At 72.2% G+C, this 25,082-nt stretch carries 29 protein-coding genes; 15 read left to right on the top strand and 14 right to left on the bottom strand.

What is annotated here, in order from left to right:
- Positions 1-12: 12 nt before the first annotated feature.
- From mnmA to HNR20_RS20235, 4 genes are all read right to left on the bottom strand, one after another.
- Positions 13-1,086: a tRNA 2-thiouridine(34) synthase MnmA gene (mnmA, locus tag HNR20_RS20250; RefSeq protein WP_184182148.1), complete on the bottom strand. Its 1,074-nt coding sequence runs from the start codon at positions 1,084-1,086 to the stop codon at positions 13-15.
- A 383-nt stretch (positions 1,087-1,469) separates the two neighbouring features.
- Positions 1,470-2,645, bottom strand: coding sequence for a cysteine desulfurase family protein (locus tag HNR20_RS20245; protein ID WP_184182146.1), 1,176 nt, complete (start codon positions 2,643-2,645; stop codon positions 1,470-1,472).
- A 105-nt stretch (positions 2,646-2,750) separates the two neighbouring features.
- Positions 2,751-3,416 (bottom strand): class F sortase, encoded by a 666-nt coding sequence (locus HNR20_RS20240; RefSeq protein ID WP_184182144.1) that lies wholly within the window; start codon positions 3,414-3,416, stop codon positions 2,751-2,753.
- On the bottom strand, positions 3,413-4,243 hold the full coding sequence (locus tag HNR20_RS20235; RefSeq protein ID WP_184182142.1) for a DUF4397 domain-containing protein: 831 nt from the start codon (positions 4,241-4,243) through the stop codon (positions 3,413-3,415). The genes HNR20_RS20240 and HNR20_RS20235 overlap by 4 nt, the downstream gene beginning before the upstream one ends.
- A gap of 230 nt (positions 4,244-4,473) precedes the next feature.
- Between HNR20_RS20235 and HNR20_RS20230 the strand changes: the two genes are divergently transcribed.
- A complete protein-coding gene (locus HNR20_RS20230) occupies positions 4,474-5,076 on the top strand; it encodes an RNA polymerase sigma factor (protein ID WP_184182140.1) in 603 nt (200 codons plus the stop codon).
- Positions 5,030-5,836: an anti-sigma factor gene (locus HNR20_RS20225; protein ID WP_184182138.1), complete on the top strand. Its 807-nt coding sequence runs from the start codon at positions 5,030-5,032 to the stop codon at positions 5,834-5,836. The genes HNR20_RS20230 and HNR20_RS20225 overlap by 47 nt, the downstream gene beginning before the upstream one ends.
- Positions 5,837-5,950: 114 nt before the next feature.
- On the opposite strand, the gene HNR20_RS20220 is transcribed toward HNR20_RS20225, so the two are convergent.
- The 4 genes from HNR20_RS20220 to HNR20_RS20205 form a co-directional block, all read right to left on the bottom strand.
- Positions 5,951-6,910, bottom strand: a complete 960-nt coding sequence (locus tag HNR20_RS20220; RefSeq protein WP_184182135.1) for an electron transfer flavoprotein subunit alpha/FixB family protein — start codon at positions 6,908-6,910, stop codon at positions 5,951-5,953.
- Positions 6,911-6,924: 14 nt separating this feature from the next.
- The gene (locus HNR20_RS20215; protein ID WP_184182134.1) at positions 6,925-7,704 is read right to left on the bottom strand and encodes an electron transfer flavoprotein subunit beta/FixA family protein; all 780 of its coding nucleotides are present in this window, start codon (positions 7,702-7,704) and stop codon (positions 6,925-6,927) included.
- Between the two features lie 187 nt (positions 7,705-7,891).
- A complete protein-coding gene (locus HNR20_RS20210) occupies positions 7,892-8,305 on the bottom strand; it encodes a hypothetical protein (protein ID WP_184182132.1) in 414 nt (137 codons plus the stop codon).
- The gene (locus tag HNR20_RS20205; protein WP_184182130.1) at positions 8,302-9,099 is read right to left on the bottom strand and encodes a GNAT family N-acetyltransferase; all 798 of its coding nucleotides are present in this window, start codon (positions 9,097-9,099) and stop codon (positions 8,302-8,304) included. The genes HNR20_RS20210 and HNR20_RS20205 overlap by 4 nt, the downstream gene beginning before the upstream one ends.
- Before the next feature lie 81 nt (positions 9,100-9,180).
- Here HNR20_RS20205 and HNR20_RS20200 point away from each other — a divergent pair, with 81 nt between their 5' ends.
- From HNR20_RS20200 to HNR20_RS20190, 3 genes are read left to right on the top strand one after another with little or no spacing between them, the layout of a single operon-like run.
- Complete coding sequence (locus tag HNR20_RS20200) at positions 9,181-9,534, top strand: YidH family protein (protein ID WP_221310801.1); 354 nt, start codon at positions 9,181-9,183, stop codon at positions 9,532-9,534.
- A complete protein-coding gene (locus HNR20_RS20195) occupies positions 9,531-9,836 on the top strand; it encodes a DUF202 domain-containing protein (RefSeq protein ID WP_184182126.1) in 306 nt (101 codons plus the stop codon). Before HNR20_RS20200 ends, HNR20_RS20195 begins: the two co-directional genes overlap by 4 nt.
- Positions 9,837-9,863: 27 nt before the next feature.
- Complete coding sequence (locus HNR20_RS20190) at positions 9,864-10,280, top strand: PLD nuclease N-terminal domain-containing protein (RefSeq protein WP_184182123.1); 417 nt, start codon at positions 9,864-9,866, stop codon at positions 10,278-10,280.
- A 50-nt stretch (positions 10,281-10,330) separates the two neighbouring features.
- On the opposite strand, the gene HNR20_RS20185 is transcribed toward HNR20_RS20190, so the two are convergent.
- Both HNR20_RS20185 and HNR20_RS20180 read right to left on the bottom strand, forming a co-directional pair.
- Positions 10,331-11,953 carry an acetolactate synthase gene (locus HNR20_RS20185; protein ID WP_184182121.1) on the bottom strand — a complete coding sequence of 541 codons (1,623 nt, stop codon included), beginning with the start codon at positions 11,951-11,953 and terminating at the stop codon, positions 10,331-10,333.
- Positions 11,954-12,077: 124 nt separating this feature from the next.
- Entirely contained in the window at positions 12,078-12,851 is a 774-nt protein-coding gene (locus tag HNR20_RS20180) for an enoyl-CoA hydratase/isomerase family protein (protein WP_184182119.1), read from the bottom strand.
- 98 nt (positions 12,852-12,949) lie between these two features.
- Between HNR20_RS20180 and HNR20_RS20175 the strand changes: the two genes are divergently transcribed.
- The 3 genes from HNR20_RS20175 to HNR20_RS20165 all read left to right on the top strand — a co-directional run bounded on the left by HNR20_RS20175 (position 12,950) and on the right by HNR20_RS20165 (position 14,766).
- Positions 12,950-13,429 (top strand): DUF6232 family protein, encoded by a 480-nt coding sequence (locus tag HNR20_RS20175; RefSeq protein ID WP_184182117.1) that lies wholly within the window; start codon positions 12,950-12,952, stop codon positions 13,427-13,429.
- 67 nt (positions 13,430-13,496) lie between these two features.
- Positions 13,497-13,979, top strand: a complete 483-nt coding sequence (locus HNR20_RS20170) for a DUF6232 family protein (RefSeq protein WP_184182115.1) — start codon at positions 13,497-13,499, stop codon at positions 13,977-13,979.
- A 58-nt stretch (positions 13,980-14,037) separates the two neighbouring features.
- Positions 14,038-14,766 (top strand): hypothetical protein, encoded by a 729-nt coding sequence (locus tag HNR20_RS20165; protein WP_184182113.1) that lies wholly within the window; start codon positions 14,038-14,040, stop codon positions 14,764-14,766.
- A gap of 36 nt (positions 14,767-14,802) precedes the next feature.
- Here HNR20_RS20165 and HNR20_RS20160 read toward each other — a convergent pair whose 3' ends face one another.
- The gene (locus HNR20_RS20160) at positions 14,803-15,261 is read right to left on the bottom strand and encodes a rhodanese-like domain-containing protein (protein ID WP_184182111.1); all 459 of its coding nucleotides are present in this window, start codon (positions 15,259-15,261) and stop codon (positions 14,803-14,805) included.
- Positions 15,262-15,332: 71 nt separating this feature from the next.
- Here HNR20_RS20160 and ftrA point away from each other — a divergent pair, with 71 nt between their 5' ends.
- On the top strand, positions 15,333-16,361 hold the full coding sequence (ftrA, locus tag HNR20_RS20155; protein WP_184182109.1) for a transcriptional regulator FtrA: 1,029 nt from the start codon (positions 15,333-15,335) through the stop codon (positions 16,359-16,361).
- A gap of 11 nt (positions 16,362-16,372) precedes the next feature.
- Here ftrA and HNR20_RS20150 read toward each other — a convergent pair whose 3' ends face one another.
- Together HNR20_RS20150 and HNR20_RS20145 are read right to left on the bottom strand one after the other, a co-directional pair.
- On the bottom strand, positions 16,373-17,269 hold the full coding sequence (locus HNR20_RS20150; protein ID WP_184182107.1) for a ribokinase: 897 nt from the start codon (positions 17,267-17,269) through the stop codon (positions 16,373-16,375).
- A 24-nt stretch (positions 17,270-17,293) separates the two neighbouring features.
- Positions 17,294-18,136 carry an ABC transporter ATP-binding protein gene (locus HNR20_RS20145; RefSeq protein ID WP_229687450.1) on the bottom strand — a complete coding sequence of 281 codons (843 nt, stop codon included), beginning with the start codon at positions 18,134-18,136 and terminating at the stop codon, positions 17,294-17,296.
- 131 nt (positions 18,137-18,267) lie between these two features.
- On the opposite strand from HNR20_RS20145, the gene HNR20_RS20140 reads away from it, so the two are divergent.
- Both HNR20_RS20140 and HNR20_RS20135 read left to right on the top strand, forming a co-directional pair.
- Positions 18,268-19,275 carry an ABC transporter ATP-binding protein gene (locus tag HNR20_RS20140; RefSeq protein WP_184182103.1) on the top strand — a complete coding sequence of 336 codons (1,008 nt, stop codon included), beginning with the start codon at positions 18,268-18,270 and terminating at the stop codon, positions 19,273-19,275.
- The gene (locus tag HNR20_RS20135) at positions 19,272-20,288 is read left to right on the top strand and encodes an ABC transporter permease subunit (protein WP_184182094.1); all 1,017 of its coding nucleotides are present in this window, start codon (positions 19,272-19,274) and stop codon (positions 20,286-20,288) included. Before HNR20_RS20140 ends, HNR20_RS20135 begins: the two co-directional genes overlap by 4 nt.
- A gap of 124 nt (positions 20,289-20,412) precedes the next feature.
- Here HNR20_RS20135 and HNR20_RS20130 read toward each other — a convergent pair whose 3' ends face one another.
- Positions 20,413-21,588 carry an ROK family transcriptional regulator gene (locus HNR20_RS20130; protein WP_184182092.1) on the bottom strand — a complete coding sequence of 392 codons (1,176 nt, stop codon included), beginning with the start codon at positions 21,586-21,588 and terminating at the stop codon, positions 20,413-20,415.
- A 170-nt stretch (positions 21,589-21,758) separates the two neighbouring features.
- On the opposite strand from HNR20_RS20130, the gene HNR20_RS20125 reads away from it, so the two are divergent.
- The 4 genes from HNR20_RS20125 to HNR20_RS20110 all read left to right on the top strand — a co-directional run bounded on the left by HNR20_RS20125 (position 21,759) and on the right by HNR20_RS20110 (position 24,975).
- A complete protein-coding gene (locus tag HNR20_RS20125) occupies positions 21,759-23,213 on the top strand; it encodes a glycoside hydrolase family 3 N-terminal domain-containing protein (protein ID WP_184182091.1) in 1,455 nt (484 codons plus the stop codon).
- A gap of 127 nt (positions 23,214-23,340) precedes the next feature.
- On the top strand, positions 23,341-23,823 hold the full coding sequence (locus HNR20_RS20120) for a hypothetical protein (protein ID WP_184182089.1): 483 nt from the start codon (positions 23,341-23,343) through the stop codon (positions 23,821-23,823).
- Positions 23,820-24,314: a thiol-disulfide oxidoreductase DCC family protein gene (locus tag HNR20_RS20115; protein ID WP_184182087.1), complete on the top strand. Its 495-nt coding sequence runs from the start codon at positions 23,820-23,822 to the stop codon at positions 24,312-24,314. Before HNR20_RS20120 ends, HNR20_RS20115 begins: the two co-directional genes overlap by 4 nt.
- The gene (locus HNR20_RS20110; RefSeq protein ID WP_184182085.1) at positions 24,277-24,975 is read left to right on the top strand and encodes a TetR/AcrR family transcriptional regulator; all 699 of its coding nucleotides are present in this window, start codon (positions 24,277-24,279) and stop codon (positions 24,973-24,975) included. The genes HNR20_RS20115 and HNR20_RS20110 overlap by 38 nt, the downstream gene beginning before the upstream one ends.
- The last annotated feature ends 107 nt before the right edge of the window (positions 24,976-25,082 follow it).

Here is a 25,082-nt window from a genome sequence, read left to right as displayed (position 1 = left end):
CAGGCCGCGCCGTCAGCCGGTGATGGTCGCGGAGCCGAGGACCACGTCGCCGGCCGGATCCGGCCGGTACGCCACCACTGCCTGACCGGCGGCGACGCCACGTACCGGCCGACGCAGCTCGGCGTGCAGCCTGTCGCCGTCGAGGGCGACGGTCGCCGGCACCACGGCACCGTGTGCGCGCAACTGCACCTCGCACTCGACCGGCGCGTCCGGACGGGCACTGCCAGTCCAGACCGGACGAACGGCGCGCACCTCGGACACCTCCAGTGCCTCAGCGGGGCCCACGGTCACCGTGTTGGTCTTCGGCGTGATGGAGAGCACGTAGCGCGGCCGCCCGTCCGCGGCAGGCCGGTCCAGGTGCAGACCACGACGCTGCCCCACGGTGTACGCGTACGCGCCGCTGTGACTGCCGACCACCGCGCCGGTGCTCGCGTCCACCACGTCGCCGGGGGCCTCGCCGAGCCGGCCGGCCAGGAAGCCGCGGGTGTCACCGTCGGCGATGAAGCAGATGTCGTGGGAGTCGGGCTTGTCGGCCACCGCCAGGCCGCGCTCGGCGGCCTCCTCGCGGACCTGCGCCTTGGTCGAGTCGCCCAGCGGGAAGATCGACCGGTCCAACTGCTCGCGGGTGAGCACGGCCAGCACGTACGACTGGTCCTTGGCCACGTCGACACTGCGCCGCAGCAGCCCGTCCGCGCCCAGCCGGGCGTGGTGCCCGGTCACCACCGCGTCGAAGCCCAGGGCAACCGCCCGGTCCAGCACCGCGGCAAACTTGATCTTCTCGTTGCAGCGCAGGCAGGGGTTCGGCGTACGGCCGGCCGCGTACTCGGCGACGAAGTCGTCCACCACGTCCTCGTGGAAGCGGTCGGCCATGTCCCACACGTAGAACGGGATCCCGATCACGTCGGCTGCCCGTCGCGCGTCCCGGGAGTCCTCCAGGGTGCAGCAGCCGCGCGCCCCGGTCCGATAGGTCTGTGGATTGCGGGCCAGCGCCAGGTGCACGCCGGTCACGTCGTGCCCGGCCGCCACCGCCCGTGCCGCCGCCACCGCCGAGTCAACCCCACCCGACATCGCCGCCAGAACCCTCACCAGCCCACTCCCTTCCCCCGCGCGCTCGTCCCCCACACAACCCTATCCACCCAGCCCACCCCACCCCCAAACCCGCCACCACCCCTCCCACCCCCCGTCGCCGCCCCCGCCCCCGTCGCCGTCGATCATGGAGTTGTGGTGCCCGAAGAGAGGGCGAAGGCACCTTTTGTCCCCACCACAACTCCATGATCGACGCAGGCAACGCGCCGGGCCGCGAACACCACACCCCGAGCGCGCCCCTCCCCCGCGCCGATCTTGCAGTTTCTGTCCCGGCAAAGGCCGCAAAAGCCACGAACAGCAGTCCGAAAGTGCAAGATCGGCGCGGGAAGGGGGGCGCGGCGTGACAGGGCGCGCGGCGGGGCGGGGTGTGCGGGGTGGGGGTTTTAGCGGGGGGTGCGGAGGGCGGCGGCTCGGCGGGCTCGGTCCACTGCTGCGGGGAGGGCTGCGATCAGCGCGTCGACGTCGGCCTGGGTGCTCGTGTGGCCCAGGGAGAAGCGCAGCGAGGAGCGGGCGCGGTCGTTGTCGGCGCCCATCGCCAGCAGCACGTGCGACGGCTGGGCCACTCCTGCGGAGCAGGCGGACCCGGTCGAGCAGGCGATTCCCTGGGCGTCGAGCAGCAGCAGCAGGGCGTCGCCCTCGCAGCCGGGGAAGGAGAAGTGCGCGTTGCCGGGCAGTCGGTCGGCCGGGTCACCGTTGTAGATCACCTCGGGCACCGCCTGCCGTACCCGTTCGATCAGGTCGTCGCGGAGTGCGGCCACTCGGGTCGCGTACTCCTGTTGGCCCTTCACCGCCGTCTCGACGGCGACCGCGAAGGCGACGATGCCGGCGGTGTCCAGGGTGCCGGAGCGGACGTCGCGTTCCTGGCCGCCGCCGTGCAGGAGCGGCGTGGCCGCCACGTCCCGGGCGAGCAGCAACGCGCCCACTCCGGTCGGGCCGCCGAGCTTGTGTCCGGTGACGGTCAGCGCGGCGACCCCGCTCGCGCCGAAGTCGACGGGTGCCTGGCCGACGGCCTGGATGGCGTCGGTGTGGAACGGCACGCCGTGTTCGGCTGCGACGGCGGCCAGCTCGGCGATCGGCTGGATGGTGCCCACCTCGTTGTTGGCCCACATCGCGGTGACCAGGGCCACCCGGTCGGCGTGCGCGGACAACTCGGCGCGCAGGTCCTCCGGGTCGAGGCGACCGGCGGCGTCGGCCGGCAGCCAGCCGACCTCGGCACCCTCGTGCTCGACGAGCCAGTCGACCGAGTCCAGCACCGCGTGGTGCTCGACGGCGCTGGAGACGACCCGACGGCGGTCCGGGGCGGCTGCCCCGCGGGCCCAGAAGATGCCCTTGACGGCGAGGTTGTCGCTCTCGGTACCACCGCCGGTGAAGATCACCTCGGACGGCCGGGCGCCCAGCACCGCGGCCACCCGCTCGCGGGACTCTTCGACCCGGCGACGGGCACGGCGACCCGCCGCGTGCAGGGAGGACGCGTTGCCGACCTCGCGGGCGGTAGCGACGTACGCCTCCAGTGCCTCATCGAGCATCGGAGTCGTCGCCGCGTGATCCAGGTATGCCATCACCGTTCAGCCTACGGCTGACACCTCGGGGACCGGATGCCGGAGGGGACTCCGCGCGACGGCCGGGGTGGGTTTCCCCACCCCGGCTCGTGCCGACGGCCCCGGTCAGGCGGGCACCGCGGTGACGACGATGTTGTCGCGGTACCTGCGGGCCTTGGCGTCGAACGGCCCACCACAGGTGATCAGGGTCAGCCGCGGCTTGCCGTCCCGGGCGAAGTACCGGTCCAACGGGATCCTGGTCTTCGCGTACTCCTCCCGGGCGACGACCCGGTACTGCCGTGCCGTGCCGTCGCTGCCGGTCGCGGTCAGGGTGTCGCCCTGGTTCAGCTCCCGCAGCCGGAAGAACGCGCCTTTGCCCTGCCTGGCGCTGTCCACGTGACCGGCGACGACCACCGAGCCGCTGGTCGCTTCCAGGCCGGGTCCGTAGCGGTACCAACCGATCTGGTCGACGCTCGGCGGCACCTCGAACTCGTTGGTCCGCTCGTTGATGCCGACCGCGTTGACGGTGGCCGTGACGTCGATCTCCGGGATCACCAGCCGTACCGGCGGGACGGTCTTCGTGCCGGCCGGCAGTTCCCCGGCGGTCACCGGCACCGACGGGCCGTCAGCGGCGCTGGCCGACGGGGTTGCCGGGGTGGTGGCCAACGTGCTCGCCTCCTCGGCGCCCACGTTCCCGGCCGGCTGGGAGGCGCACGCCACCACGGTGGCCACGGTGAGCGCGGCGACGCCGGCGGCCAGGGCCGCCAGCGCGCCGCGGTTGCGCATCGTCACTTGCGACCGGTCCGCGCGGTCGCCATCCGCACCCCACCACCCAGAAGCAGGAGTACGCCGGCACCGGTGAGCACGTACCACCACGTCCCAACGCCCGTACCGGCCTGACCGCCGTCACCGCTGGGCACGCCGCCCGGGGCGGAGTGCAGGCCGGTGATGGTCTGGGCCACCACGCCGAGGCTCTTGCCCTCGGCGGAGCCGATCGCGTAGACGATCGTCGCGGTGCCCTCCTTCAGGTTGAGGTCCGCCGGGCCGATGGCCACGGTGTCGGTGCCGGCGAGCACCACGTCCGCCTTCACGCTGCCCGCGTCGACGTCGCCCTTGGCTTCGTTCGGGTTGGTCAGGCCCTCGAACACCGGGGTGCCACCGGCTCGGACGTCCACCGCCGGGGCGGCGGCGGTGTGCCGGACGATCAGCCGGGCCTTGCCGGCGTCGACCTTCGAGACGTCGTTGACGAACGGGGTGATCTTCGGCTGGCCGGCGGCGTCGAGGTGTGCCGCGATGCTGATGTTCGCACCGCCCGGCACCGCCGCGTCGTCGACCTTGAGGATCGCCTTGTCGATCGCCTCGCCCGGCTTGGTGAGGGCGATGTCGTAGTCACCCTCCTCCAGGTTCAGCGGGCCGGCCACGTCCCCGGGCTTGAAGTTGTCCAGCGTCTTCTTGCCGTTGACGTAGACGTCGACCGGGGTGTCCGGGATGCCGTGCACGACGGAGACCTTCGACGTGGCGGCGTACGCGGGGGTGGCGGTGAGTGCGCCGACGCCGGCGAAGGCCAGCGTGGCTACGGCGCCGCCCGCGGCGACCCGACGCAAGTACGAAAGCTGCATGTCTGCCTCCTGCTGATTGGTGCTGATTCGTCAGGCCTGGCTTGCAGAACGGGTTACGCCGGCTTCCCGACGGGCGGATGCGCGCCGGAGGCACTTTTCTTTTCCGCCGCCGGCTGCATCCGGATCAGGGTCGGAGGACGAAGAGCAGGTGAGATGAGATCGACGGGGAGAGTGGGGCGGAGGCTGTGGCAGCTACAGTCGGGCATGCCCCATCGAAGGCGAGCCGCCCGATGACGGCGCTGCGACAGGATCCGGATCCTCCGGCTGACGACCTGGATCTTCGGTTCTGCGCGGGCGACGACGTGGCGCTCCGCGAGGCGTACGACCGGTACGGCCGCGCCGTGCTCCACCTGGCCACCTCCATGCTGGCCAACCGCAGCGACGCGGAGGACGTCACCCAGGCGACGTTCGTCGCCGCGTGGCTGGGTCGCGACACCTTCGACCCGGCCAAGGGATCGCTGATCGGTTGGCTGCTCGGCATTGGACGGCGGAAGGTGATCGACCGGATGCGCGCCTCGGCCCGGGAGACCCGGGTGGTGGAGTCGGTCCGGCAGCTGCCCGAGCCGACGCAGTCCGACCCGAGCCCAGACCGCGTGGTGGACCGCCTGGTGATCGCCGACGAGCTGGCTCGCCTCCCGGACGACCAGCGACGCATGCTGGAGCTGGCCTTCTACGACGACCTGACACACCAGCAGATAGCCACGGTGACCGGAGTGCCGTTGGGCACCGTGAAGAGCCACATCCGGCGCGGCATGGCGAGCTTGAAACGCAGATGGGAGGTGGACGGTGCAGCACCTGGACCACGACCGGCTGGTCTTTCTGGCGCTCGGTGAGAGCGAGGTGGACGACGGGGAGAGCACCCACCTCGACACCTGCGCGCCCTGCCGTACGGAGATGGCGACCCTCCAGCGGGTGGCCGGGCTCGGCACCGAGACGCGCGGGCTGTCTGACCTGCCCGACCCGCCGGAGCACGTCTGGCAGGGCATCGCTGCCCAGGTCAGAGCGGCGGAGTCCCGGTCGGCGCTGGACGAGACCCGGCGGCAGGTGCCCGAGCAGGCCAGCGGCTCCACGACGGAGCCGACCGCCGGCACGATCGCCGAGCCGGCGGTTGTCCGGCTGGATTCGGTGCGCCGGTCCCGCCAGGGCCGTGGCTGGTCCCTCTGGGCGGCGACCGCGGTGACCGCGGCTGCCGCCGCGGCGGTGGGCGTGGTGGGCACGGTAGCCGTGCTGCAGCCGGACGACCCGACGCCAACCCCGACCCAGGCGGTGGTGGCGAGCGCGCCGTTGGCGGCGTATGGATCGACTCCGCCGGAAGCCCAGGGGGATGCGCGGGTTCTGCAGAATCACCAACTTCATCTGCATGTGGCGAATCTCCCGCGCGTCCCGGGGTACTACGAGGTGTGGCTGATTAATCCGACGACGATGAAGATGCTCTCGGTCGGCACCCTCGGTGGCGGCCCGGACGCGCTACTGCCCCTGCCCCCGAACGTCGACCTCAAGAGCTACTCGGTGGTCGACGTCTCTGCCGAGCAGTACGACAACAAGCCCGCTCACTCCGGCGACAGCCTGCTGAGGGGCACCCTGACGGGCTGATCGGCGGGCCGGCTCAGCTCCCCGGCCCGCCGGTCAGCTCCCACGAAAGAGAGTGGCCGCCCATCCGATGGGCGGCCACTCTCTCGTCGTGCGGTGCCCGGGGGCACCGGCGGGTCACTTGCGCTTGCGGATCTCCTCGGCGGCCTGCGGGACGATCTTGAACAGGTCGCCCACCACGCCGAAGTCGGCCAGCTCGAAGATCGGCGCCTCGCCGTCCTTGTTGACCGCGACGATGGTCTTCGAGGTCTGCATGCCGGCCCGGTGCTGGATGGCACCGGAGATGCCGAGCGCGACGTAGAGCTGCGGGGAGACCGTCTTACCGGTCTGGCCCACCTGGAACTGGTGCGGGTAGAAGCCGGAGTCGACGGCCGCGCGGGACGCGCCGACAGCACCGCCGAGCAGGTCGGCGAGCTCCTCGACCAGCTTGAAGTTGTCGGCGTTGCCGACACCGCGACCGCCGGAGACGACCACGCCGGCCTCGGTGAGCTCGGGGCGGGAGCCCTTCTGCTCGGCGACCCGCTCGACGACCTTGGCCAGCTTGTCGGTGTCGGTGACCGACACGGTGAGCTGCTCGATCGTCGGGGTGGCCGCCGCCGGGGCGGGGGTGACCGAGTTGGGCCGGACGGTGACCAGCGGCAGGCCCTTGGTGACCTTGGACTTGACGATGGTGGAGCCGGCGAAGGCGATCTGCGTCGCGGTGCCGTCGGCGTCGAGACCGACCACGTCGGTCAGGATGCCGTTGTCCAGCTTGACGGCGAGCCGGGCGGCGATCTCCTTGCCCTCCTGGGCCGAGGCCAGCAGCACGGCGGCCGGCTGCACCCGCTTGACCAGCTCGGCCAGCACGGTGGCCTTGGGGGCCACCAGGTAACCGTCGATCTCGTCACCCTCGGCGGCGTAGATCTTCTCCGCGCCGTACTCGCCCAGCTTGCCGCTCAGCGCCTCGGCGGCGCCGGCGCCGCCGAGCACCACCGCGCTCGGGGTGCCCAGCTCGCGGGCGAGGGTGAGCATCTCCAGGGTGACCTTCTTGACGCCGAATTCCTTGGTGGCTTCGACGACGACGAGAACCTCAGACATGTCCAGACCCGCTCTCACACGAACTTTTCGGTGGCGAGGAACTCGACCAGCTTGACGCCGCCCTCGCCCTCATCGGTGATCTTGGCGCCGCCGGAGCGCGGCGGGCGCTTGGTGTGCTCGACGACGGCGCTGGTGGCACCGTCGAAGCCCACCTCGGCGGGCGCGACGCCGAGGTCGGCCAGGGACAGCGTCTGCACCGGCTTCTTCTTGGCGGCCATGATGCCCTTGAAGGAGGGGTAGCGCGGCTCGTTGATGGTGTCCCAGACGGAGACCACGGCCGGGGTGGAGGCGGTGATCACCTCGTAGCCCTCCTCGGTCTGCCGCTCGACGGTCAGCGTGGCGCCGTCGACGGTGAGCTTGCGGGCGCCGGTGAGCGCCGCGACGCCCAGCCGCTCGGCGATCATGTGCGGCAGGACCTGGACCCGACCGTCGGTGGACTCCGCACCGCAGATCACCAGGTCGGCACCGAGCTGGCCGAGAGCGGCGGCGAGCACCTTCGAGGTGGCGACGGCGCAGGAACCGTGCAGGGCGTCGTCCACCACGTGGACGGCCTTGTCCGGGCCCATGGAGAGCGCCTTGCGGATCGACTCGGTCGCCCGGTCCGGACCCATGGTCAGGATGGTGACCTCGCCGCCGTGCGCCTCCTTGATCTTCAGCGCCTCCTCGATGGCGTACTCGTCCATCTCGTTGATCACGTTGTTCGCCGAACCGCGGTCGACGGTGTTGTCGTCATTGCGCAGGTTGCGGTCCGCGCCCGAATCAGGCACCTGCTTGACGAGTACGACGATATTCATCGCGCTTCGACGACCCTCCTGTGTGGTGATGCGATTCGCTCGCCCGGTATGGGCCGCAGCGTCGCGCGTCGGTCGACGCCAGGTCAACCGCGGGCTGCTGTGCAGTTGCCCACGGCGCAATGTTACCTGTCGGTAGCTTGCGCTCCCGGGGCACTCAGGGTGACACAGCTCACCGACCGGCGGCCGGTCAGGCCGGCTCGGCCAACGCGCCCCGGATCTGGTCGATGGCCGCCGCTTCGGCAGGAGCGACCCCGTCGTGCGCCCGGGCCACCCGGTCCGCCGCGGTCAGCACCACCGAGCGGTACGCCTCCACGTCCTGCGGCGACTTCTCGTGCAGGATGCGCACCGACTGCCGCAGTGCCGGCAGCACCACCGACTCGATCTCCAGCTGCGAGTCCCGGGGAAGCCGAGGCAGCGGGCCGGTGGTCAGCGCCTCCTTGACGGTGCCGCTGGCGTCGGCGAGCGCGCCGGACGCGGCCAGGCTCTCCCGGATCACCCCCAGCACCCCCGGGTCGGCGTTGGAGACCAGGAAGACGGCACCGAAGGCACCCGTCTTGAGGGTCAGCCGCTCCTCGTCCGTCAACCGCTGCTCCATGATCACGGAGTGTAGACGTACGGGGTGGTGGTGGTGACCGCGACGAGGCCGAGCCGCTGCAGGATCGGTCGGCTGTCCTCGGAGGCGTCGACCTGCAACAGCGTTCGGTCGCGCTGCTCGGCCAGCCGCGCCCGGTAGGTGACCAACGCCCGGTAGATGCCCTTACGACGCCACTGCGGCAGGGTGGAACCGCCCCAGAGGGTGGCGAAGCCGGTGTTCGCCGGGAAGCGGACCCAGCCGGCGCTCACCACCGTCCCGTCCGCCTCGGCCACCACCACGGTGATTGAGTGCGGGTCGGCGTCGATCTCCTTGGCCAACCCCCAGACGAGGTGCGAGCGATCCTCCTGCCAGACCTCCTCCTCCATGGCGGCGATCCGCTCCAGGTCGGCCCGGGAGGTCACCTCACGCAGGCGTACCCCCTCGGGGGTGACCGGCAGCGCGGCCGCCAGCGGCGCGACCGGCCCGACCACGACGGTCTCCCGGTCCTCGGGCACGAAGCCGGCGGCGCGCAGGCGGTCCGCCAGGTCCGCCGGCTCGTCGTGCCCGTTGAGCTTCCACTCGACCGACTGGCCGCACTCGCGGAACAGCTCCACCTGCCGGGCGATCAACTCGTCCAGCGCGTCGCCGGTGAGGCCGCCGAGGTCGCGGTAGGTGAGGAACCCGCCGGCGTCGAGCCCGACGATCCGGACCAACGGTCCGTCCCGCTCCACCGTCACCCCGGCCGGGACCGGGTCGGGGATCTCCGGGCGGAGTTGGTTGTCGTAGGCGGCACGCAGCGTCAGTACGTCGAGATCAGTCACCGAGTCAGGCTAAGCGGCATGGGAAGCGGATAATCTCCCAGCGTGTGGGCGGCGATCAGGCAATGGTTCGACCCGGCGGAGATGCGCTCGGTCGGTGAACCGCCGGACTACCGGTTCTCGCTGGCCAACGAACGCACCTTCCTCGCCTGGCTACGCACCGGGCTGGCGCTGGTCGGCGGCGGGTTGGCTGCCGCGCAGTTCCTGCCGCCCCTGCCGATGAGCCACCTACGCGAGGTGATCGCGGTCGCGCTGCTGCTGCTCGGCGGCGCCGTGGCGATCCGCGCGGTGGACCACTGGGCGCGTACCGAACGGGCCATCCGGCTCGGTCAGGAGCTGCCCGCGTCCCGGTTCCCCGCCATCCTCGCTCTCGCCGTCGGCGCCGGGGCGGTACTGCTGGTGGTCGCCGTCCTGGTCCGAGCGATCGGCGGGCGGTGAGCACCGCGCGCGACCCGGGGCTGCAACCGGAGCGGACCCGGCTGGCCTGGCGGCGAACCCTGCTCACGGTGACCGTGGTGGCCGCGCTCGCCGTCCGGCTGGCCTCGACGGGCGGCACGACCGGGGCGCTGATCGCCGGCCTCACCGTGCTGGTGTGGGGCGCCGTGCTGGTGCTCTGCTGGCCCCGTGGCACCGGCACCGGTCCGGCCCGCACCGGCGGTCGGACACTGCCCCTGGTCACGGTGGGCACCGTGGTGCTCGCGTTACTGGGAGTGCTGCTGGTGCTTCGCGGACTGTGGTGACGGGATTCGGTGAGCCATGATGGGTGCATGGCCCGGCTTGGCGTACTCCTCTTCCTGGTGCAGATCGTCCTCGCGGTCTGCGCGCTGATCAGCTGTCTCTCCGCCGAGGAGGACCAGATCCGCTCCCTGCCCCGGATCGCCTGGGTGCTGATCATCTTGTTCTTCCCGCTGGTCGGCTCGATCGCCTGGTTCGTCGCCGGCCGGAAGCCCAACTCCGGCGAGCGCAAGGGCTGGCCGGGGGGCACCGGCACCGCGCAGCGGCAGCAGCCCCGGCCGGTCGCCCCCGACGACGACCCGGAGTTCCTCAGCTCGATGCAGGACCGCGCCAAGCAGCAGGACCAGGAGCTCTTCCAGCGCTGGGAGGAGGACCTGCGCCGACGCGAGGACGACCTGCGCCGCCGCGACGGTGAGCCTCCGCGCGAGGAGGACCGGCCGGAGGTGTGAAACGCAACCGCCGCCGCCCGCTGAGGGGCGACGGCGGCGGCGGGTGCGACTCAGGCCAGGTTCGACGAGCGGGGGTACGCGTCGGTCGGGTCGGTGAGCACGTTGACCAGGTACGGCACTCCGGCGTCGAACGCCCGCTGCAGGGCCGGGCCCAGATCGGCCGCCTTGGCGACCGTCTCCCCCGCCCCGCCGAGCGCGCTGACCACCGTGTCGTAGCGCAGCTCCGGCTGGAGGTCGGCGGCCACGTCATAGCCGTACATGGCCTGCATCGGGTGCTTCTCCAGCCCCCAGATGCCGTTGTTGCCGACGACGATCACCACCGGCAGCTTCTGGCGGACCAGCGACTCGACGTCCATCAGCGAGAAGCCGGCGGCACCGTCGCCCATGAGCACGCAGATCTGCCGGTCGGGGTGGCTGACCCGGGCGCCCATCGCGTAACCCATGCCGGTGCCGAGGCAGCCGTACGGGCCCGGGTCCAGCCAGGTGCCGGGCTGGGCCGGCTCCAGGTAGCGCCCGGCGTACGACACGAAGTCGCCGCCGTCGCCGATGGTGATCGCGTCACGGGCCAGCACCCGACGCAACTCGCCGTAGATCCGGGCCGGGCGGATCGGGTCGGTCTCGGCGGCCATCTCGGCAGCGTCCCGGGCCTTCGCCGCGTCCTCGGCGACGCGCAGGTCGGCGATCCAGTCGGTGTGGTCGGCCCGGTCGCCGGAGTGGTCGGCCAGCGCGGAGAGGATCAGGCGCAGGTCACCGGCGGGGGCGGCGGTCGGCTGCACGTGCGTCGCCCGCTGGCTGGGCGCATCGACGATGTGCACCACCTTGGCGTCACCGAAGTCGCCGAAGCTGAGCCGGAAGTCCAGCGGGGTGCCCACGACCACGACCACGTCGGCGCCGGAGAGCGCGGCCCGGCGGGCCTTGGCGAACGCGAGCGGGTGCTCCGGCGGGAGCGAGCCGCGACCCATGCCGTTGGTGAAGACCGGCACCTGCAACGCTTCGGCCGCCTCGCGCAGTGCGGCGACGGCGTCGCCCGCGTACACGTCGGAGCCGGCGATGATGACCGGTCGCTGCGCCCCGGCGATGAGCATCGCGGCGCGGCCGACCTCCTCCGGGTCCGGCACGACCGGATCGACGCCCGTCACGGCGGGCAGCTCGACCTCGGCGACCGAGAAGACCGTCTCGAGCGGGAAGTCGAGGAAGGCCGGACCACGGTGCGGGCTGAGCGCGGCGGTGAGGGCGGCGCCCACCGCGCGCGGGATGTCGTCGGTGCTGAACACCGTCTCGGCGTGCTTGGTGACCGGGGAGACCAGTGGCAGGTGGTCCATCTCCTGCAGGCTGCCCGAGCCCCAGCGGAACGCGGGCGCGCGACCCCCGAGCACCAGCACCGGGGAGGCGTTGAAGAACGCGCTGGTCATGCCGGAGATGCCGTTCGTGACACCGGGGCCGGCGGTGAGCACGGCGAGGCCGGGGCGGCGCTGCAGCTTGGCCACCGCCTCGGCGGCGAAGACCGCGGACTGCTCGTGCCGGACGTCGTAGATCGGGAAGTCGGTCTTGTACGCGGCGTCGTAGAGCGGAAAGACATGCCCGCCGGAGAGTGTGAACATCTCCCGTACGCCGTGCGCGCGTAGTGCCGCGAGCGCCAACTCGCCGCCGTGACCCTCGATCCGCTCCGTCATGTCGCTCCCATCGTCCGTGGCCGGGATCACAGGTTACCGGCCAGTCACTTGACCGTCCGACCGTGGTCCCGGCCGGTGGACGCCGCCGAGGTCAGGGGCAGTTGGGGCGCAGGGCCCACGGGTGTCAGCGGCCGGTGAAGTCCGGCTTGCGCTTCTCGACGAAGGCCACCATGCCCTCACGCCGGTCGTCGGTGGCGAACAGCGCCGCGAAGAGCTGCGTCTCCCAGGCCAGGCCCGAGTTCAGGTCCATGTCCAGGCCGCCGTCGACCGCCAGCTTCGCCGCGCGCAGCGCCTGCGCGGGCCCGGTCAGGTACGGGGTGATCAGCGCGACGGCCGTGTCGTACACCTCGGCGGCCGGTGCGACCCGGTCGGCGAGACCGATCCGCAGCGCCTCCTGCGCGTCCACCATCCGCCCCGACATGATCAGGTCCTTGGCGCGGGCCGGGCCGACCAGGCGGGCCAGCCGCTGGGTGCCGCCCGCACCGGGGATGATGCCCAGCTTGATCTCCGGCTGGCCGAGCTTGGCGTCCTCGGCGACCACTCGCCAGTCGCACGCCAACGCCAGCTCGCAGCCGCCGCCGAGGGCGTAACCGGTGATCGCGGCGACCACCGGCTTGGGGATTCGGGCGATCGCGCCGAGCGCGGTGGACAGGTTCGGGGCCCGGTCGACCATGTCCACGTAGGACATTTCGGCCATCTGCTTGATGTCGGCGCCGGCGGCGAAGACCTTCTCCCCGCCGTACAGGATGACGGCGCGGACCTCAGGGTCGGCGGTGGCCGCGGCGGCGGCGGCGCGCAACTCCTCCTGCACCTGGGTGTTGAGCGCGTTCATCGGCGGCCGCTCCAGCCGGATCGTGCCGATGCCGTCCTTGGTCTCCAGCCGAACGAACTCGCCCACGCTGCCCTCACTTCCTCGTCGAAGTCGCGTGCCAACCTTACGACCCGGCTCGTTTGGGTAAGTAGTGTGGTGTCAGCCCCCCGGGCGGGAGTCCAGCCATGATCACGTATTACGACGACAAGTCGGTGCAGGTCACCTCCACCGCCTTCCGAGTCGACGGCCGCAGCTACGCGCTGAGGGACATCACCATGATCTGGCACCGCCGTGGCACCCGTTCCTGGCGCGTGCTCGTGGGCCGGGGCGCGATCGGCGCCGCACTCGCCGGTCCGCTGGTCGCGGCGGTGCTCGGCATCGGCCTGGCCGTCTGGCTGCACCGCTCGCCCACCGTGACGATCGCGATCGTCGGCGCTTCGGTGCTGGTCGGGCTGGCCGTCGGGCCGGTCGCCGACTTCCTCTTCGAACACCTGGACCGCTCGTACGCCCGGGGCAGCCGCCAACTGGAGATCTGGGCCCGTTGGCGGGGCCAGCCGGTGCGGTTGCTGCGCACCGGCGACGCGCTGCGCTTCGGTCAGATCTACCGCGCCGTGCAACGCGCGGTCGAGCACAGCCAACCGGCCCGCCCCGGCACCCGCCGCTGAGCGTCGGGTTTCGGCCTGACGGGAGTCGGGCGGGGCGAGGGTTGCCTGCCGGTGGTTAGGCTTAGTGATGACCCTCTATTACCGGGACGACGCGGTGCAGGTGACCTCCGAGTCGATCCGGGCGGGCGGTCACGTGATCGCCCTGTCCGACGTGGCATTCGTCTGGCACGCGCGGGGGCAGAAGACCCTCGCCGTCCGCGGCCGGGTGCTGGGTCGCGGCGTCCTGGTCCTGCTGCTGTCGCTGCCGCCGCTGGTCGCGGTGGTCTGCGTGCTGTCCCTGGCCTGGTCGGCACAGGACCGGGGCAACTGGCAGCTGGCGCTGATCATCCTCGCCGCCTGCGCGGTGGGGACGTTGGTGATGCTGCCGTTTCTGGAGATCCCCCTCGGCTGGCTGGACCGCTCCTACGAGCGCGGCAGCCACGTGCACGAGCTGTGGGTGCAGCACCACGGCCGGGAGGATCTGCTGGTGCGCACCCCGGACGCGCTACGGTTTGGGCAGATCTACCGGGCCGTGCAGCGCGCCGTCGAGCAGCACGGGGACCATCGATGACCATCACCGCCGCGTCGCCGTCGAGCGGTTGCGGCGCGGCCGACGCACACTTGATCCCATGGCGATTCCCCTCCCCACACCGACCGCGGTGGTCGGCCTGACCCGCTCCGCTCTCGACCAGGCACTCGGCTCGGCCGCCTCGTTCGCCGCCGTGCCCGCCCGCGCGTTCGCGGTGCTGGACGGGGTGGAGGCGCTGCTGGCCCGAATCAACAAGGTGGTGGACCGGATCGAGACCACCCTGGACCGGACCGATCAGGTGCTCACCGACGCCGAGACGGCGGTCCGCGAGGTGGCCGTCATCAGCGCCGCCGCGACCACCGCCATCGACACCGCCACCGAGGTGGCGGCCACCGCTGCCGTGGTGGTGACCGAGGCCGACCGGGTGGCCCGGGCCGCCGGCACGGTGGTCGCCGAGGCCGACGGGGTGGCCGGTCGGGCCGCCGTCACCGTGGGCAGTGCGGCGGAGGCCGCCGCCACGGCGGCCGAGCTGCTGGCGGCGTACGAGCCGGCGTTGCGCCGGGCCGCGCCGATGGCCGGGCGGTTCGTCGAGGAGCTGAGCCATGAGGAGATCAGCGCGGCGATCCACCTGATCGATGAGCTGCCCAAGCTCAAGGAGCACCTGACGGCCGACATCCTGCCGATCCTGGCCACCCTGGACCGGGTCGGGCCCGACCTGCACGACCTGCTCGACGTGACCCGCGATCTCAAGCTCGCCGTGGCCGGCATCCCCGGGCTGGGCATGCTGCGCCGTCGCGGCGAGAAGCTGACCGACGAGCCCGCCGGCTGAGCCCTCGGCCGGCGGCGCTGTCAGTCGGCGCTCGGCTCAGCAGTCGCAGGTGATCGTCGCGGTCGGCGCGGTCAGGTCGTCGACCGGGCGCCTGGTCAGCCCGGACGTCGTCACCACCGGCAGCCCTTCCCGCACCCAGTACTCGAAGCCACCGAGCATCTCCTTGACCGGGTAACCGAGCCGGGCGAACTCCAGCGCCGCGCGGGTCGCGCCGTTGCAGCCGGGACCCCAGCAGTAGGTGACCACCGCCGAGCCGGCGGGGATCAGCTCCGCCGCCCGGGCCACGATCTCGGCGGTGGGCAGGTGCACCGCGCCCGGGAGGTGTCCCTGTGCCCAGGCGGCCGCGCCCCGGGAGTCGACCACCACCAGATCTGGGGTACGCGCCGACAGGTCGGCGTGTACGTCACTGACGTCGGTCTCGACGCTGAGCCGGGTGCGGAAGTAGGCGGCGGCGGTGGCCGGGTCGGCCGGCGCAACGGCGAAGCTGAAGGTCATGCACCGATTTTCGCCAGGGCCGGCGCATCGAGGTGAGTGGCGGAGACGACGTCCTGCGCTAACATCTCGCCATGCCGATCCCGGCCACGACCACCGCCCCGCGCCTGCTGCCTGCGCCCCGACGGCCGGCAGCCGCGCACCGCGTCGCCGTGCTCGCGTACCCGGGGATGTCGGTGTTCGAGACCGGCATCGTCACCGAGGTCTTCGGGCTGCCCCGGCCCGAGTTGAACGTCGACTGGTACGACCTGGTGGTCTGCGCCGAGCAGCCGGGACCGGTCCCGGTGGTCGGCGGAGCCAGCCTGCACACCCCGTACGGTCTGGCGGAGCTGGCGGCGGCGCGGACGGTGATCGTGCCCGGCGTACCGGACGTGACCGGCGACCCGTCACCCGAGCTGGTGACCGCGCTACGCCAGGCGCACCGGCGCGGTGCCCGAATCATGTCGATCTGCTCGGGCGCGTTCGCGCTGGCAGGCGCCGGGCTGCTCGACGGCCGACGGGCCACGACCCACTGGCGGTACGCGGAGCTGCTGGCACGGCGCTACCCGCGGGTCGAGGTGGACCCGGACGTGCTCTATCTCGACGACGGCGACCTGCTCACCAGCGCCGGCAGCGCCGCTGGCCTGGACCTCTGCGTGCACGTGATCCGGCGCGACCACGGCGCGGCGATTGCCAACGCGGTCGCCCGGCGGCTGGTGATCCCGCCGCACCGCGACGGCGGGCAGGCCCAGTTCGTCGAGGCCCCGGTGCCCGCCGACCCGGACGACGACCGGATCGCGGGCAGCATCGACTGGGCACTCGCGCATCTCGCCGAGCCGCTCAGCGTGGCCCAGCTCGCCGGCCAGGCGCACATGTCGCCCCGCACCTACCTGCGCCACTTCGCCCGGGCCACCGGGACCAGCCCGATCCGCTGGCTGATCGACCAGCGGATCCGCGCCAGCCTGACCCTGCTGGAGGAGACGGACGCCCCGGTCGAGCAGGTCTCGCGCGCGGTGGGCTTCGACACGCCGGTCACCTATCGCCACCATTTTGGCCGGGTCATGCTGACGTCGCCGTCGGCGTACCGCCGGGCCTTCCGCACGGGCGCGGGACGGCCGGCATAGCGCGGGTGTGGTCAGGCCGGGGCGTACAGCTCGTCGATCTCGGCGCGTCGGGGTAGCGCCACCGAGGCGCCCAGCTTGCGTACGCAGGCGGCGCCGGCAGCCGATGCCCAGCGCACCGCGTCGACCAGGTCGCGCCCCTCGCCCCAGCCGACGGCCAGCGCGGCGGTGAAGGCGTCGCCTGCGGCGGTGGAGTCGACCACGTCGACCCGGACCGCCGGCACGTGCACTTCGGCGCCGTCCCGGTCGACGTACCAGGCGCCCTCGCCGCCAAGAGTGAGCACGGCGCGGGGGGTCAGCTCGAGCAGCGCACGGGGCTCCTCCCGGCCTCGGCCAGCCAGCGCCTGCGCCTCGCCCTCGTTCACGACCAGCACGTCCACCGCGCCGAGCAGCTCGGGCGGGAGATCCCGGGCCGGGGCGGCGTTCAGGATGACCCGGGTGCCGGCGGCGCGGGCGGCCACCGCGGCGGCTGTCACGGTCTCCACCGGGACCTCCAGTTGGGCGACCAGGACGTCCGCCGCACGCACCGTGGCCAGCTCCTCCTCGGTGAGCCCGACCAGCGCGTCGTTCGCACCGGGAGTCACCATGATGGCGTTCTCACCCTGGGCGTTGACCATCACCAGCGCGACCCCGGAGGTGCCGTAGACGACGCGCAGGTGACTCGTGTCCACCCCGGCCGCGGTGATGCGGGCCTTCAGGGTGACGCCGAAGGCGTCCGACCCGATCGCGCCGAGGAACGCGCAGGAGGCACCGGCCCGAACCGCGGCGACGGCCTGGTTGGCGCCCTTACCGCCGGGCACCATCACGAAGTCGGTGCCCAGCATGGTCTCGCCCACCCGCGGCAACGCGGGAGCCATCGCGACCAGGTCCATGTTGGCGCTGCCCACCACGGCGACCCGGGTCTGCGGCACTGTCGTCTCCGCTCTGTCCGACGCTCAGGCGGCCCGGGCGGTGTAACGATCGCCCGACCGCTCGACCACCAGCGGCAGACCGAACGTCTTGGAGAGGTTGTCACCGGTCAGCGTCTCGGCGAGCAGACCCTGGGCGACCACTCCGCCTTCACGCAGCAGCAACGCGTGGGTGAACCCCGGCGGGATCTCCTCCACGTGGTGGGTGACCAGCACCATCGCCGGGGCATCCGGGTCGTACGCCAGCTCGGCCAGCCGGGCGACCAGGTCTTCCCGACCTCCCAGGTCGAGCCCGGCGGCGGGCTCGTCGAGCAGCAGCAGCTCCGGGTCGGTCATCAGGGCACGGGCGATCTGCACCCGCTTGCGCTCACCCTCGGAGAGGGTGCCGTAACGGCGCTCACCGAGGCCACCGACGCCGAGCTGGCTGAGCAGTGCCCGCGCCCGGGCCTCGTCACCGCGCTCGTAGTTCTCCCGCCAGCGGCCGACCACCGACCAGGCGGCGGTCATCACCACGTCGCTGACCTGCTCGTCGGCGGGCAGCCGCTCGGCGAGCGCGGCGGTGGTGAGCCCGATCCGGGTACGCAGCTCGTTGACGTCGGTGCGGCCGATCCGCTCGCCGAGCACGTGCGCGACGCCGGTGGTGGGGTGCAGTCGGCCCGCGGCGAGGTTGAGGAGAGTGGTCTTGCCGGCGCCGTTGGAGCCGAGCACGACCCACCGCTCGTCCAGCTCGACCCGCCAGGTCAGGTCCTGGAGGAGCGCGGTGCCAGACCGGCGTACGCCGACGCCGTCGAGGCTGACCACCAGATCCGGGTCCACGGGGGCGGCGGCAGGCGCGGCGCCGGTAACGCCGGGGATCAGATCACCAGTCACCACACCATCCAACCACGCAGCGTCGAGGTGCCCCCCATGGGCAGCGCCTCGGCCATAGGGTGAAGCGCCGTGTCGTTGATCACCACACCCGGAGGACGGCCCATGCCCCGTCGAGGTACGGAGCCGCGCGGATGAGCGCGGTCATCGAGATCGAGGGTCTGCGCAAGACCTTCCACAGCGTGCGCAACGGCCGACGAGTGGCGGTGGACGGGTTCGACCTGCTGGTCGAGGCAGGCCAGATCCACGGATTCCTGGGCCCCAACGGTTCTGGCAAGACCACCACCCTGCGCGCCCTGCTGGGCCTGGTACGCGCCGACAGCGGACGGATGACTGTGCTCGGCGAACCGTCGCCGGAGCTGCTGCCGCGGGTGGCCGGCCAGGTCGGCGCCATCGTCGAGAGCCCTCAGTTCTTCGGCAACTTCACCGGGTATCGCACGCTGCGCCTGTTGGCCCGTGCCGGTGGAGTGCCGATCTCGCGGGTGGACGAGGCGCTGGATCTGGTGGGCCTGCGCGACCGGGGTGACGAGCGGGTCAAGGGCTACTCGCTGGGCATGAAGCAGCGCCTCGCGGTGGCGTCCGCGCTGCTGAAGGACCCACGGCTGCTGATCCTGGACGAGCCGGCGAACGGGCTGGACCCGGCGGGCATCCGGGAGATGCGGGACCTGATGCGGTCGCTGGCCGCGACCGGCGTGACCGTGCTGGTGTCCAGTCACATCCTGGGCGAGATCCAGCTGATCTGCGACCACGTCACGATCATCTCGCAGGGGCGGCGGGTGGCGGCCGGCCGGGTGGACGAGGTGCTGGCGGGCCACGACCGGCACGAGTTCCTGGTGCGGGTGGCGGAGCCGGAGCGTGCTGTCGAGTTGCTGCAGGCGGCCGAGCTGACGGCGGTCGTCGACGGCGAGGCGCTGGTGGTGAGCGGGGCGAACGACCCGACGGTCATCAGCCGGGTGCTCGGCGAGCAGGGGCTGTGGGTGGGCGAGTTGACGCCACTTCGGCCGGACCTGGAGAGCGTCTTCCTGGAGCTGACGGGTGCGTACGAGCATTCGTCGGTGCCCCGGCAGGTCGACGACTCGTCGCTGCCGCACGCCGGTCAGGGCGAAGCTGTGATCAATCTCGATCGGGGAGTGGACGCGTGAACCTGGTTCGTGCCGAGTTGGAGCGGCTGTCCGCGCGTCGCTTCGTACAGCTCATGGTCGTGCTGCTGGCGTTGGCGTTCGCGGTCACGGCGGCCACCACCCTGGCTGGTTCCCACAAGCCGAGCGCGGACGAGTTGAGCTCGGCCCGGGCGCAGGCTTCCCAGGCGCGGCAGAGCATGGAGGTGTCCTACCAGGAGTGCCTGGCCCGCCAGAGCGGCTCGCTCCCGGCGCAGGACACGGGACGCTACTTCCCCGCCGACTGTTCCGAGATCGATCCGATCCGACAGGAGAAGCTGCCGATCGCCGCCGACTTCCTGCCGGGTGTGTTCACCTTCGCCCAGCAGGCGCTCCCGTTGCTCTATTTCCTCATCGCGTTCCTGGTGCTCTTCGGGTTCCTGGTCGGCGCCTCCTACATCGGCGCTGACCTGAACTCCGGCGGTGTGGTGAACCTGCTGCTCTGGCGACCACGCCGGCTGACGGTGCTCGCGGCCAAGTTGGGCACCCTGCTCGGCACGGTCCTGGTCCTGTCCCTGCTGGCGTCGGTGGCCTACCTCGGCACGTTCTGGGTGATCGGGCAGACCGCCGGGTTGCCCGGCCGGTTGGACGGCGACTTCTGGCGTTCGCTCGGCGCGGTGCACGGACGCGGCATGGTGCTGGTGCTGTTGGCCTCCGCGCTGGGCTTCGCGATCGCCACGCTGGGTCGGCACACGTCGGCGGCGTTGGGGGCGGCGGCGGCGTACGCGGTGGTGTGGGAGTTGGGCGGCCGCCTGGTCATGGAGATCGTCAATGCCCGACGGCCGGACCAGCTGATGCTCTCCAGCCACATCGGGGCCTGGCTCACCGGCGAGGCGAGGTTCTGGGATCCGCAGATCTGCGCCAACGGCTCCGGCAGCGACTACTGCGACAGCTTCTACAGCCTGACCTGGGGCCCGTCGCTGCTGGTGCTGCTCGCGCTCACCGGCGGGCTGACCGCTGCGGCGTTCGCCGTGTTCCGTCGCCGCGACCTGATCTGAGTTTCGGTCCGCCGGGCCGCCCGCCTCGCTTCGGGCGGCCCGCGGACCGACCCGGAGTACGGCAAGAGCTTGCAACCCGCCGACCGGCGGTGAAATATTCCTTCACATGACCGCCGCAGCGGGCTCAGCCGACGGTGGAGCCGAACACCTCGTCGCGCACGGCGTCCAGGGCGGTCCGCAGCGCTCCCTGCAGGATCGGCTCCTCGGTCAGCCCGGTCGGCACGACGCGAGGTTGGACCAGCGTGATCGCGGCCACCTCGTGCTGCACCCGGTCCGCGAGCGCGGTGCCGCCGGCCTGGCCCACCTCGCCGGCGAGCACGACCAGCGGCGGGTCGAGCACCACGCAGGTGCTGGCCACGCCGAGGGCGAGACGCCGGGCCAGCTCGTCGAGCATCGGGCCGCCGTCGGCGCCGGCCGCCACTGCCGCGCGGACCGCCTCGGCGGCCTCGGCGGCCGGGTAGCCGTGCTCGCTGGCCACCGCGCGCACCGAGTCCGCGCCGACCAGTTGCTGGAAGGCCGGCTTGGCGCGGCGGGAGACGTCGCGCGGGATGGGCGCACCGGGCACCGGCAGGTAGCCGATCTCACCGGCGGCACCGCTGCTGCCGTGGTGCAGCCGACCTCCCAGCACGATCGCCAGGCCGACGCCGGCACCGACCCAGACCAGCACGAAGTCGCCCACCCCCTGCGCGGCGCCGGACTGCGCCTCGGCCACCGCGGCGAGGTTGACGTCGTTCTCGAAGACCACCGGGGTGTGCAGGTCGTCCCGCAACGCGGCGAGCAGCCCGCTGTGCCAGCGCGGCAGGTTGAAGGCGAACGTGATGTCGCCGGTGCCGGGGTCGACCAGGCCGGGCGTGCCGAGCACGATCCGCCGTACGCTGCTCAGCTGCGCCTGGGCGCTGCTGGCGGCCTGCACCACTGCGTTGTGCACCACGCCCACCGGGTCGTCGGTGTCCCGGGTCGACTGCTCCACCCGGCCGATGACCGCACCGGTGATGTCGGCACACGCGGCCACCACCCGGTCTGGCCCGACGTCCACACCGACCACGTGGGCGCTGCCTGGGCTGACCGCGTAGAGCTGGGCGTTCGGCCCTCGCCCGCCGGCCTGCTCGCCGACCCGCGTGACGAGGCCACGCTCCTCCAGCCGCTCGACCAGTTGCGAGGCGGTCACCTTCGACAACCCGGTCAGCTCGCCGAGGCGGGCCCGGGTCAGCGGGCCGCGTTCGAGGAGCAGCTCCAGCGCCGCACGGTCGTTGAGCGCCCGCAACAGACGGGGGGTGCCGGGCAGCCGGGTCGCACTCATGACACGTCCTCTAGTTTTAGTAAACTTTGCTAACTGTAAACCATCCTGCGAACGGGTAGCCGTAGCGTATCGGCCACCCGGAGGTGGGGCGCTCGGCCGATTCGGCAGGGCGAACACCACCACCGGTACGACGTTTCGTACCCGCGGGGGCACCGAAGGGAGAAGATCACGTGGGGCTGGATCCAGGACTGCGCCGGCTGGCGCTGGGCACGCTGCTCGCCGCGTACCCAGGACCGGTCCCACCGGACTGGGCGGTCGACCTGCTGGCCGACGGGCTGGCCGGGCACACCCTGTTCGGGACCAACGTGCATGACCGGGCGCAGGTGGCGGCGAGCACCGCGGCACTGCGCGCGGGCCGGCCGGACGTGCTGATCGCCATCGACGAGGAGGGTGGCGACGTGACCCGGCTGGCGCACGCCACCGGCAGCCCGTACCCCGGAAACGCCGCCCTCGGCGCGATCGGCGACGTGGCGCTCACCCGACGGGTCTACCAGTCGATCGGCGCCGAGCTGGCCGCGCTCGGCATCACCGTCAACCTCGCCCCGACGGTGGACGTCAACACCGCCGACGACAACCCGGTGATCGGCACCCGGTCCTTCGGCGCGGATCCGGTGCGGGTGGCCGCCCACTCGGCCGCCGCCGTGACCGGGCTGCAGGCCGCCGGCGTGGCCGCCTGCGCCAAGCACTTCCCCGGGCACGGCGCCACCGTCACCGACTCCCACCACGAGCTGCCCACCGTGGACGCACCGCTGAGCCTGCTACGCCAGCGGGACCTGCCGCCGTTCGCGGCGGTCGTCGCGGCCGGGGCGCGCGCCGTGATGACCGCGCACATCCGGGTGCCGGCACTGACCGGCGCCGACCCGGCCACCTTCAGCCGGGCCGTCCTGGTCGACCTGCTCCGCACCGACTACGGCTTCACCGGCGCCGTCATCACCGACGCGCTGGAGATGAAGGGCGCCGCGGTGGCTGCCGGTGGAGTCGGGCCGGCCGCGGTCCGGGCCCTGGCCGCCGGCGCCGATCTGCTCTGCATCGGCGCGAAGGTCGACGCGCAACTGGTCGAGCGGGTGGCCGCCGAGATCGTCGACGCCCTCGGCGACGGCCGGTTGGCGACCGCGCGGGTCGAGCAGGCCGCCGGCCGGGCCGCCGAGCTCGCCGCCTGGACCCGGGCCGCCGTCAGGTCGTCGGCCACCGAGGACACCGAGCTGGGGTACGCGGCAGCGCGTCGAGCGGTCCGGGTGGACGGAGTACTGACCGGCCTGGACCGGCCACTGGTGGTGCAGCTGCACACCGAGTCGACGATCGCCGAGGGTCGGGTGCCCTGGGGCCTCGGTCCACACCTCGACGGGGTGCCGGAGATCCGGGTGATCGCCGCGGAGACCGACGCGGCGAGGCTGCGCGAGTTGGCCGGTGACCGTCCCATCGTGCTGGTCGGGCGGCACCTGCACCGACTGCCCGGCGGCCCGGAGCTGGTTGCCGGTCTGGCCGCCGAGCATCCGGTGACCGTGGTGGAGATGGGCTGGCCGGCACAGTGGCGCCCGGCGGGCGTGCGCGCCTTCGTCACCACGTACGGCGCGAGCCACGCCAATGGCCGGGCCGCCGCCGAGGTGCTCGGTCTGGCGCGCTGAGCCGCAGCGGTCGGCGAGATCACACCGTCCACTATCGCGGGTCGCCCTCGCGCCTATTGAACATGTTCAAAACCTGCCCTACGCTGACGCCATCGGTAGTTGAACACGTTCAAGAGAGGCGTCCGGCATGGACATCAAGGTCTGGATGTACGTGGTCTACCTCGCGGTCAGCATCGGCCTCACCATCTGGGTGGCCCGGGCACTGGCCCGCAACGGGCTGATCTTCCTGGAGGAGGTGTTCGCCGACGAACGGTTGGCACAGGCGGTCAACAGCCTCCTGGTGGTCGGCTTCTACCTGCTCAACCTCGGCTACGTCACGGTGGCGATGAAGCACGACGACCCGGTGGGGTCGACCAGCCAGGCGATGGAGGAACTCTCCCTCAAGATCGGCCAGGTGCTGCTGGTGCTCGGCGCGCTGCACTTCTTCAACGTCTTCGCACTGGGCCGCTACCGCCGAAACCGGCTCCGCCAGCTCGCCACCCACCCGCCCATCGCACCGATCGGCCGGCTCCCGATGCCATCCACCCCGTACGGCTCGCAGCCGGTCGGACAACAGCCGGGTGGACCGCAGCCGAGCGCCGGGCCACCGGCCAACCCGCCGACCCGATGACCGTCCCGCCAGCCGACAACCTCGGCCGGTTCCCGGATCCCGCCGCACAGTCCGGCGGCGGGATCCAGGGGTTCACCGTCCTGTTCGACGCGAACTGCCCGCTCTGCCGGGCTGCCCGCCGGTGGCTGACCTCCCGCGCGCAACTCGTACCCCTGGAATTCGTGCCGGCCGGGTCAGCCGAGGCCCGGCGGCGCTTTCCCGGCCTGGATCACGACGCGACGCTGCGCGACCTGACCGTGGTGGCTGACACCGGCGAGGTGTACGCGGGCGACGGCGCCTGGTTCGCCTGCCTGTGGGCGCTGGCCGACCACCGGTCCGCAGCGGAGCGGCTGGCTCGACCGCACCTGTTGCCGCTCGCCCGGCAGATGGTGGCCACCGCCTCGGCGATCCGGGAGCGGGTCCGCGACCCGTGGGCCGAGCCGACGGACGAACTGGCGGGATACGGTGACCCCGATGACCGAGCAGCCTGCACCGACGACCACTGCGGGTGACCCTGCGACCGCCCGAGGTGAGCAGACCCGGCAGCTCATCCGGGACACCGCGATGCGGCTGTTCCGCGAGCGCGGTTACGCCCAGACCACCATGCGGGCGATCGCGCAGGAGGCCGGCGTCGCGGTCGGCAACGCCTACTACTACTTCGGCTCCAAGGATCACCTGATTCAGGAGTTCTACGCCCAGGCCCAGGTCGAGCACCGAGCCGCCGCCCGGCCGGTGCTCGACCGGGAGGACGCGTTCGGCGCCCGGCTCGCCGGAGTGCTGCACGCGGGCATCGACGTGCTGACGCCGTCGCACGAGTTCGCGGCAACCTTCTTCAAGACGGCGGCGGAGCCGACGTCGCCGCTCAGCCCCTTCTCGGCGGAGTCCTCCGGCCCCCGAGAGTCCGCGATCGACCTCTTCGGCGAGGTGTTGACGGGCTCGACGGCCAAGGTCGACGCTGAGCTGCGCCCGCAGTTGCCCGAGCTGCTCTGGCTGGCGTACATGGGAGTGATCCTCTACTGGGTGCACGACCGGTCTCCGGGGCAGACCAAGACCCGCCAGCTGATCGACGGCGTCGTGCCGTTGATCGACCGGCTGGTGGCGCTGTCCCGGCTACGGGTCCTCCGCCCCGTGACCCGGCAGGTTTTCGACCTGATCCGCACGCTACGTCACTGACCCGGCCGGCCGCATCAACTGGTCTAACCGCAGGTCAAGTCCACTTTTCGACACTCCGAACCGACAGCTCACACCTTGCCCCACGCCTTTTCGATACGTAGCGTGAT

This window comes from Micromonospora parathelypteridis (assembly GCF_014201145.1).
Lineage (GTDB): Bacteria > Actinomycetota > Actinomycetes > Mycobacteriales > Micromonosporaceae > Micromonospora > Micromonospora parathelypteridis.
This window is presented reverse-complemented; position numbering and strand designations above follow the sequence as displayed.

Coding starts and splice junctions, on each gene's coding strand:
- HNR20_RS20245 (WP_184182146.1), bottom strand. CDS start 2,645: ATGGCATACCTGGATCACGCGGCGACGACTCCGATGCTCGATGAGGCA.
- HNR20_RS20235 (WP_184182142.1), bottom strand. CDS start 4,243: ATGCAGCTTTCGTACTTGCGTCGGGTCGCCGCGGGCGGCGCCGTAGCC.
- HNR20_RS20230 (WP_184182140.1), top strand. CDS start 4,474: ATGACGGCGCTGCGACAGGATCCGGATCCTCCGGCTGACGACCTGGAT.
- HNR20_RS20220 (WP_184182135.1), bottom strand. CDS start 6,910: ATGTCTGAGGTTCTCGTCGTCGTCGAAGCCACCAAGGAATTCGGCGTC.
- HNR20_RS20215 (WP_184182134.1), bottom strand. CDS start 7,704: ATGAATATCGTCGTACTCGTCAAGCAGGTGCCTGATTCGGGCGCGGAC.
- HNR20_RS20200 (WP_221310801.1), top strand. CDS start 9,181: ATGCGCTCGGTCGGTGAACCGCCGGACTACCGGTTCTCGCTGGCCAAC.
- HNR20_RS20190 (WP_184182123.1), top strand. CDS start 9,864: ATGGCCCGGCTTGGCGTACTCCTCTTCCTGGTGCAGATCGTCCTCGCG.
- HNR20_RS20185 (WP_184182121.1), bottom strand. CDS start 11,953: ATGACGGAGCGGATCGAGGGTCACGGCGGCGAGTTGGCGCTCGCGGCA.
- HNR20_RS20175 (WP_184182117.1), top strand. CDS start 12,950: ATGATCACGTATTACGACGACAAGTCGGTGCAGGTCACCTCCACCGCC.
- HNR20_RS20170 (WP_184182115.1), top strand. CDS start 13,497: ATGACCCTCTATTACCGGGACGACGCGGTGCAGGTGACCTCCGAGTCG.
- HNR20_RS20165 (WP_184182113.1), top strand. CDS start 14,038: ATGGCGATTCCCCTCCCCACACCGACCGCGGTGGTCGGCCTGACCCGC.
- HNR20_RS20160 (WP_184182111.1), bottom strand. CDS start 15,261: ATGACCTTCAGCTTCGCCGTTGCGCCGGCCGACCCGGCCACCGCCGCC.
- ftrA (WP_184182109.1), top strand. CDS start 15,333: ATGCCGATCCCGGCCACGACCACCGCCCCGCGCCTGCTGCCTGCGCCC.
- HNR20_RS20140 (WP_184182103.1), top strand. CDS start 18,268: ATGAGCGCGGTCATCGAGATCGAGGGTCTGCGCAAGACCTTCCACAGC.
- HNR20_RS20130 (WP_184182092.1), bottom strand. CDS start 21,588: ATGAGTGCGACCCGGCTGCCCGGCACCCCCCGTCTGTTGCGGGCGCTC.
- HNR20_RS20120 (WP_184182089.1), top strand. CDS start 23,341: ATGGACATCAAGGTCTGGATGTACGTGGTCTACCTCGCGGTCAGCATC.
- HNR20_RS20115 (WP_184182087.1), top strand. CDS start 23,820: ATGACCGTCCCGCCAGCCGACAACCTCGGCCGGTTCCCGGATCCCGCC.
- HNR20_RS20110 (WP_184182085.1), top strand. CDS start 24,277: ATGACCGAGCAGCCTGCACCGACGACCACTGCGGGTGACCCTGCGACC.